The organism is Candidatus Aquicultor sp. (assembly GCF_054640775.1).
In genome coordinates this window covers 1-6,244 of sequence record NZ_JBTSLF010000152.1, presented here as the reverse complement: position 1 = coordinate 6,244, position 6,244 = coordinate 1, and the positions used below count along the sequence as shown (strand labels likewise).

Annotated in this window: 4 protein-coding genes; 2 read left to right on the top strand and 2 right to left on the bottom strand. The window is 47.8% G+C overall.

Going from position 1 to position 6,244, the window contains the following annotated elements; all coding sequences use genetic code 11:
• A partial coding sequence (locus tag ACYC56_RS11350) for a hypothetical protein (protein WP_461374294.1) occupies window positions 1-557 on the top strand: 557 nt, incomplete at its 5' end.
• 60 nt (window positions 558-617) lie between these two features.
• Here the strand turns inward: ACYC56_RS11350 and ACYC56_RS11345 are convergent.
• Complete coding sequence (locus tag ACYC56_RS11345; RefSeq protein ID WP_461374293.1) at window positions 618-2,795, bottom strand: sensor domain-containing protein; 2,178 nt, start codon at window positions 2,793-2,795, stop codon at window positions 618-620.
• A 255-nt stretch (window positions 2,796-3,050) separates the two neighbouring features.
• Here ACYC56_RS11345 and ACYC56_RS11340 point away from each other — a divergent pair, with 255 nt between their 5' ends.
• On the top strand, window positions 3,051-4,682 hold the full coding sequence (locus ACYC56_RS11340; protein ID WP_461374292.1) for an HD domain-containing phosphohydrolase: 1,632 nt from the start codon (window positions 3,051-3,053) through the stop codon (window positions 4,680-4,682).
• A 188-nt stretch (window positions 4,683-4,870) separates the two neighbouring features.
• On the opposite strand, the gene ACYC56_RS11335 is transcribed toward ACYC56_RS11340, so the two are convergent.
• Window positions 4,871-6,139, bottom strand: coding sequence for an APC family permease (locus ACYC56_RS11335; protein WP_461374291.1), 1,269 nt, complete (start codon window positions 6,137-6,139; stop codon window positions 4,871-4,873).
• Window positions 6,140-6,244 lie beyond the last annotated feature (105 nt).

The window sequence follows — 6,244 nt, the reverse complement described above, 5'->3', positions numbered from 1 at the left end:
TCCAAGATATTCGAATCAGAGTTGCGAAAAGCAATGCGGTTGAGATTCGCGGCAACGTAAGCTTGATGGCGGTAAGCCAAAACGAAGCCCGCCGGATGGTAGCAGACGATAAGGGATATGATATAAGACGGCAAGAAAGAACTCTTATCATTGAAACCCACCGGATTCAACCGAAGAAATGGTTTTTGCCGGGAAGAATACAGGAGAGCCCGTTAGAGATTACCGTTCCTGCGAATCTGGCATTGGAGATCGATTCCTCTCTTGGAAACATAACCATGACCGCCGATCGGGGGGAAAAGGATTGGTTCATTAAAAACAACGGCGGGAATCTGGATATCGTCTTACCCGAAAAGATTAATGCCCGCATCGCCGCTGAAGCACATCAAATCCTGGGCGACCTTACCGCTAAAGATGAAAAAGGGGGTAAGACAAAGAATAAAAACCCTGATGATCTTAACGTGGTAGCGAGTGAGCGGTGCAGCGTCCAGCTTGGACAAGGAGGTCCCCGTTTGCGCTTTATAAATCCCAACGGAACCGCTTCGGTTTATCTGAGGTAACATAAAAGAAAAACCCTTTGGCTTACTATGCCGAGGGGTTTTTACCGTGTGCTCATATCCTTACGCGCACAAGCGCATTTCAGTTGCCAATAACTCTGTGGCCTCTTGCACCGGTAACGGTCGTGAGAAAACGTATCCTTGTATCTCGTCACATTTAAGCCTGCGCAAAAACTCTAGCTGCTCGACTGTTTCCACACCTTCGGCAATCGCCTTCATGCCAAGGTTGTGCGCCAGAGTGATTATCGCTCGGGCGATCTCGGCATCGTTCGTGTTTTGTATGGCATCACGGATAAACGATTGGTCGATCTTTAACGTATCTGCGGGGAACCTCTTCAAAAAGCTTAGCGACGAATAACCGGTGGCAAAATCGTCGACTGAGATATACATCCCCAACTCTTTCAACTTGTGGAACATCGTGACTGCGGAATCCACATCCTTCATTACGGCGCTCTCGGTAATCTCAAGCTCCAGATATTCGGGGCTTAAGCCGCTCTTGTCGAGCGCTTCGCATATCATCTCTACCATGCCTTCCTGCTGGAACTGCCTGGGTGAAAGATTGACCGCCATGCGTATTGGAGGAAGTCCTTTATCTTGCCAGGTTTTGGCCTGTTTACACGCGGTATTGACCACCCATTCACCGACAGGAATAATAAGACCCGTTTCTTCAAGAATAGGGATAAATTCTGATGGATAGACCAGCCCGTGATCGGGATGTTGCCAACGGAGTAATGCCTCCAAGGCTACAATATTACCGGTTGTAAGATCAACAATCGGTTGGTAATAGAGAAGAAATTCTTGCCTCTCCAGCGCCTTGCGCACACTATTTTCTAACGCTAATCGCTCGAGGGCCTTATCCCCCATAGCGGGGATATAGAATTGATAACTATCTTTCCCATACTCTTTGGCGCGATATAACGCTATATCGGCGTTCCTTAGCAATGCATGTGCCCCGTCACCATCATTGGGGTATAAGGCGACCCCGGCACTGGCGGTAATATGAAATTCGCGATCGCCAAAACTAAACGGCGGCCTAAGCGAATCAATAATCTTCTGTGTAATCTTAGCGGCATCCTGCGTGCGCCTGAGCCGTGGCAGCAACACTATAAATTCGTCTCCCCCCAGGCGTGCAATGGTATCTGCGCTACGCAAATTATCCTTAAGTCTGACGGCGACATCATGCAGCAATTGATCCCCGACACCGTGACCCAATGTATCATTAACGGTTTTAAAGTTATCGAGATCAAGAAATATGATCGCAAGCATGTCACCGTTTCTACTTGCATTATTGATCGCCGTGGTAAAACGATCATAAAAGAGCATGCGGTTCGGCAAGCCGGTAAGCGCATCATAGTAGGCAATGTAATTAAGCATCTCGGCCGCCTGTTTTTGCTCTGTTACATCTTCAAAACTCTCGACGCCTCCGATTATACGGCCATTGACATCTTTTATCAGGTCCGCGTTCTTAGAGATTATGCGTTCTTCTCCATCTTTCCTTTTTATGGTACATCCCTTGCCCATTATAGGTTTAGCCACATTGCGTGTGTAAAGACTACATCCCTTCAAGCACTTACTAATTGCGAAGATAGAACATTTCTTGCCTACTACCTCTTCAGAGGCGTATCCTGTGATTTCCTCGGCCTTCTTATTGAAACCGGTTATAATGCTGTCCGCATCAACAGTAAAGATAGCGCTCGGTATAACCCTGTATAACTGCTCCATCCTCTCTTTCGATTCAAGCAAAGACCGCTCTATCAGCTTAAGCTCAGAAATGTTGGTTACAAATGCGAACGCGCTGATCGTGTTTCCGTCTTTATCCCTTACAGTAGTCGCGTTGAACCTGGTATATATGTCCTTGCCGCTCTTAGATTTCAGGACAATATCGTAATGCCTCTGGGAACAGCCCGCTATTCTTGATGTTTGGTCCTTGAATATTTTTGCGTTCTCTTTATCTGTAAAATCAAAGGGCTTTTTGCCCAACATTTCTTCACGGCTATACTCGAGCATCCTGCAGAGCGATTCATTCACTTCAACTGTTTCTAACTGTGGATTAATCAGCCAGAACCCTTCGGCCGCTCCGTTAATAATGCTTCTGTATCGCTCTTCGCTCTCACGCAGCATGTCTTGAGCTTGTTGGTGCGCTACGTCAGGCTCACGCAAGAGATCTTCGGCGCCCTTGCGCTGAGCCTTGGTGTCAACGATATTCGTAGCGTTCAACGGTTTCTTGCGATTGCTGGACATTTTAACTCCTTTAGCTAGTCTTTAATATCGACATTATCCTCGGGGAATTAAAGAGTTGTGGTTTAAAAGCTTTAGCTTCTTTTTTGGATGCGGTCATTGCGTTGTGAGGACGTTTAGGCGAAAACTGTGGGGTTATCATCCGAATTAGTCGTATATATCTTAGTGCCGAGCTATTAATTATCCCATCTGCTTACCGATGAGTAATTAATAGTTCGTGACTTTGAAATCGAGCGCTTTAAGTGTAAGGGAGGCAGTATGGAAAACGGGGCTTTATTAAAAAGATTAATCAGCGAGTTTGCAAAAACCATCGATGATTCTTTACTGCCCGAAACGACAACCTCTAGCATAGGGTTAAAGATCGCAGCCCAAATGCAGTGGCGGGTAAAAAAGGTGCTCGACCTACAAGAAGGCCAGCCGCGGCAGGCCCTGTTTATTAATGCGATATCCAAGTTACTCTATTCTGAATTCGACTATCAACTCATCCCGGAATCAATTGAGAAAGATCGGATGCGTTTTAGAGTTAAACGCTGTCCCTTTCAGGAAGGTAATTCACCCTCGCTTTGCTCATTTATGCGCGGAGTAATAGGCGGTCTCGGGTTTTTATCGTTTGGTTATAGCAAGGTAGTGGCAATTAACGTAAACCCAGAAACCGGGCCATGCAGTTTTGATCTATATACTGCACCAGCTCCCGAAGCCGAGAAGCGTATAGGCCTTGAATATTCCAGAAGCGCTATGAACATCCTTAAAGGCGAGGACGAAAAGTACATCGACAGCCAACGCCAAGCACGCCGTAAGTTAATACTTGGGTTGTTCAGCAGTTTAGCCTTTTCATTACATGATGATCCGTCTGTTAAGCAACTCACGCAAAAGTTTATCGAGAGCCTTTCATGTATTCCGGAGATTAGAATCGCGGCCCTTTACTTACAAGATAAAGAGAGCGGTAATTTTGTCCTCAAGGATAATTACGGTATCCCTGAAAAATTCGAACACATGATTAGAACGATAAACCCTGAAGAATATGCTTTGACTCATAGGGTCAAAGCAAAACTTGAAGCAATCGAGGATTTTAACGGGCAACGGTTAGAAATAGCAAAGGCCTCCGCAGTACGGACCTTCATATCCATGAAAGTAGAGACAAAGCAAAGAGTTTTGGGAGCGTTAAACATTGGGTGGAGGGCTACCTTCCCGGTATCTCCTGAAACTGTTGAGTCGATAAAGGCCTGCTGTGCTTTACTCGGGACGGCAATCGATAACAGCCAGCTCTATTTTGAGTTAGAGAAAACATATGTCGAGAACGTCTCGGTGCTCAATAGCCTGGTTAACGCCGTCGATCAGTTCTCAAACGACCATTCGATGAGAGTCGCCGAGCTTGCAAAGGACATCGCCAAGGAGATGGGTCTGCCCGAGGACGACCTTGTGCTCATCTATGAAGCCGGCCGCATTCATGACATTGGAAAAGTAACCATCCCGATACATATACTGAATAAGCCGGGACGGTTAACGGATGAAGAGTTTGAGATCATTAAAGAGCATCCTTTGATAGCAGAAAAGCTCTTATCCCCAATAAAAGGCCTCCAAAAGCTGGTGCCGGCCATTAAATATCACCACGAGAAGTTGGATGGTTCCGGCTATCCAGAGGGACTAGTTGGAGAAGACATACCCATTCATGCTCGAGTTATCGCGGTTGCCGATGTGTATGATGCAATGACGAACGCACGATCGTATCATAAAGCAAAAAATGAGCTTGAGGCGCTTCAGGAGATTATTAACGGAAGCGGCACCAAATTTGATACCGCTGCGGTTGGCGCACTGGTTGCCATCCTCAATAGTAGGGATCTGTCGGTTCTTGAAGATGACCAGGAAAGAGAAGGTGTCTACGCCGAATAGTCAGTCTCACTGCTAGGTCTATTTAATAGAGCGATGCTGTTTGTCTAACGAAAAACATCAAAGGGCCGTGCTGAAGAGCACGGCCCTTATAGTATTCCTATGGAAATACTATAAGAATCTTTCCAGCTAACCGGTTAGTTTGGGTATTAACCCTTATCCTTGCCCACATCCCCTGTTTTTCCGATTTATTATTCTTTTCTATTCACCAGTTTCTTGCTTATGAGCGGCTTTACCCAGTAATAGTATGCAATCCCTACGATTATTGCGGTCGCGTTGATAGCAACCGCCTTAAACGGCAGGGCAAAGGTGAGAGCGAGCGCCGTAGTAAGGCCCGCAATGGGTATGAACCGGTTGTAAGTCTGCTTGCCCTTAAGGCGCAGTGCGCAGATATTCATCAAAACGTAGTAGAGGAGAAACGTGAGGCTACTCGACGCTATGACAGTGCCAATCGTGGCGTAGAGCGCCGGCAGAATTACTAACAGCCCTGCCAGCGTAACTGCCCTAGTGGGGACCTTATAGCGTGGGTGGATTACGGCAAGCCATGCCGGTAGATCGCCGCCTCGCGCCATGGCGAATATGACGCGAGAGAGGGCTAACACCTCAGTAAGAAGCACGCTTCCAATTGCGGTAAGCGCTCCGATCGACACCACGACTTCGCCGGTATACCCGGCAAAGCTGGCAGCAGCCAAGCTAAGCGGCTCTTTACTCTGTGCAACCGTGCCACTGCCTAAAACACCAATAGCCACGCTCGAGGCAGCAAAATAAAGCGCTGAGGCAATAAAAAGCGCTGCGAACATAGCTTGCGGCAGCGTCTTTCGGGGGCTTGCCACTTCTTCGACAAGGGTGACCGGGCGTGCAAAACCGGCATAGGCGAAGACCATGAGGGCTGCGGCGTGGAAGAGCCCGCCAAAGTTCCCCGGATTAAATGGCTGGAAGTTCACCATGCTCACGCTTGGGATACCAATGATGATAAATCCCACCAGGACGGCTACCTTTACGGTAACCAGCAGGCCGTTAACCAGCGATGAGGTACGGATCCCAAAGTAGTTAAATGTGGTCGCAAAGGCGATGAGTGCGATCGTGGCAAGTTTAAGCGACACTCCCGGCAGAAGTAGGTTGAAGTATCCGGTAAAGGCAAGGGCAAATGTGGAGTTTGCAGTAATACCACCGAGTATAAAGAGCCAACCGGCGATGAAGCCGGCTACCGGCGATATGAGAACGCGTCCGAACTCGTACGCTTCGCTCGATTTCGGATATCGGATGCAGAGCTCAACGGCGCTTAAACCACTCAAGCCCACAACGATTGCACTGATAGGAAGCGCGAGCAGAAATGCCGAACCAGCTGCAGCTGTCGCCTGGCTTATGGTTACGAATATCCCCGCTCCGATGATCGCCCCCAGGGCAATCCCGGTGGCATCGAGTACGCCAAGAGAGCGCTGCAGCCTTGGTTTCGACATAACCCTTTCCTTTCGGGTGCAGTAGCTTGGATGGCATTACGCAATCTGCTATCTACTGGTACCCGAAAAGACTTAGCCCGTATTATTTATAAAAATTTATTCCTC

Coding starts and splice junctions, on each gene's coding strand:
- ACYC56_RS11345 (WP_461374293.1), bottom strand. CDS start 2,795: ATGTCCAGCAATCGCAAGAAACCGTTGAACGCTACGAATATCGTTGAC.
- ACYC56_RS11340 (WP_461374292.1), top strand. CDS start 3,051: ATGGAAAACGGGGCTTTATTAAAAAGATTAATCAGCGAGTTTGCAAAA.
- ACYC56_RS11335 (WP_461374291.1), bottom strand. CDS start 6,139: ATGTCGAAACCAAGGCTGCAGCGCTCTCTTGGCGTACTCGATGCCACC.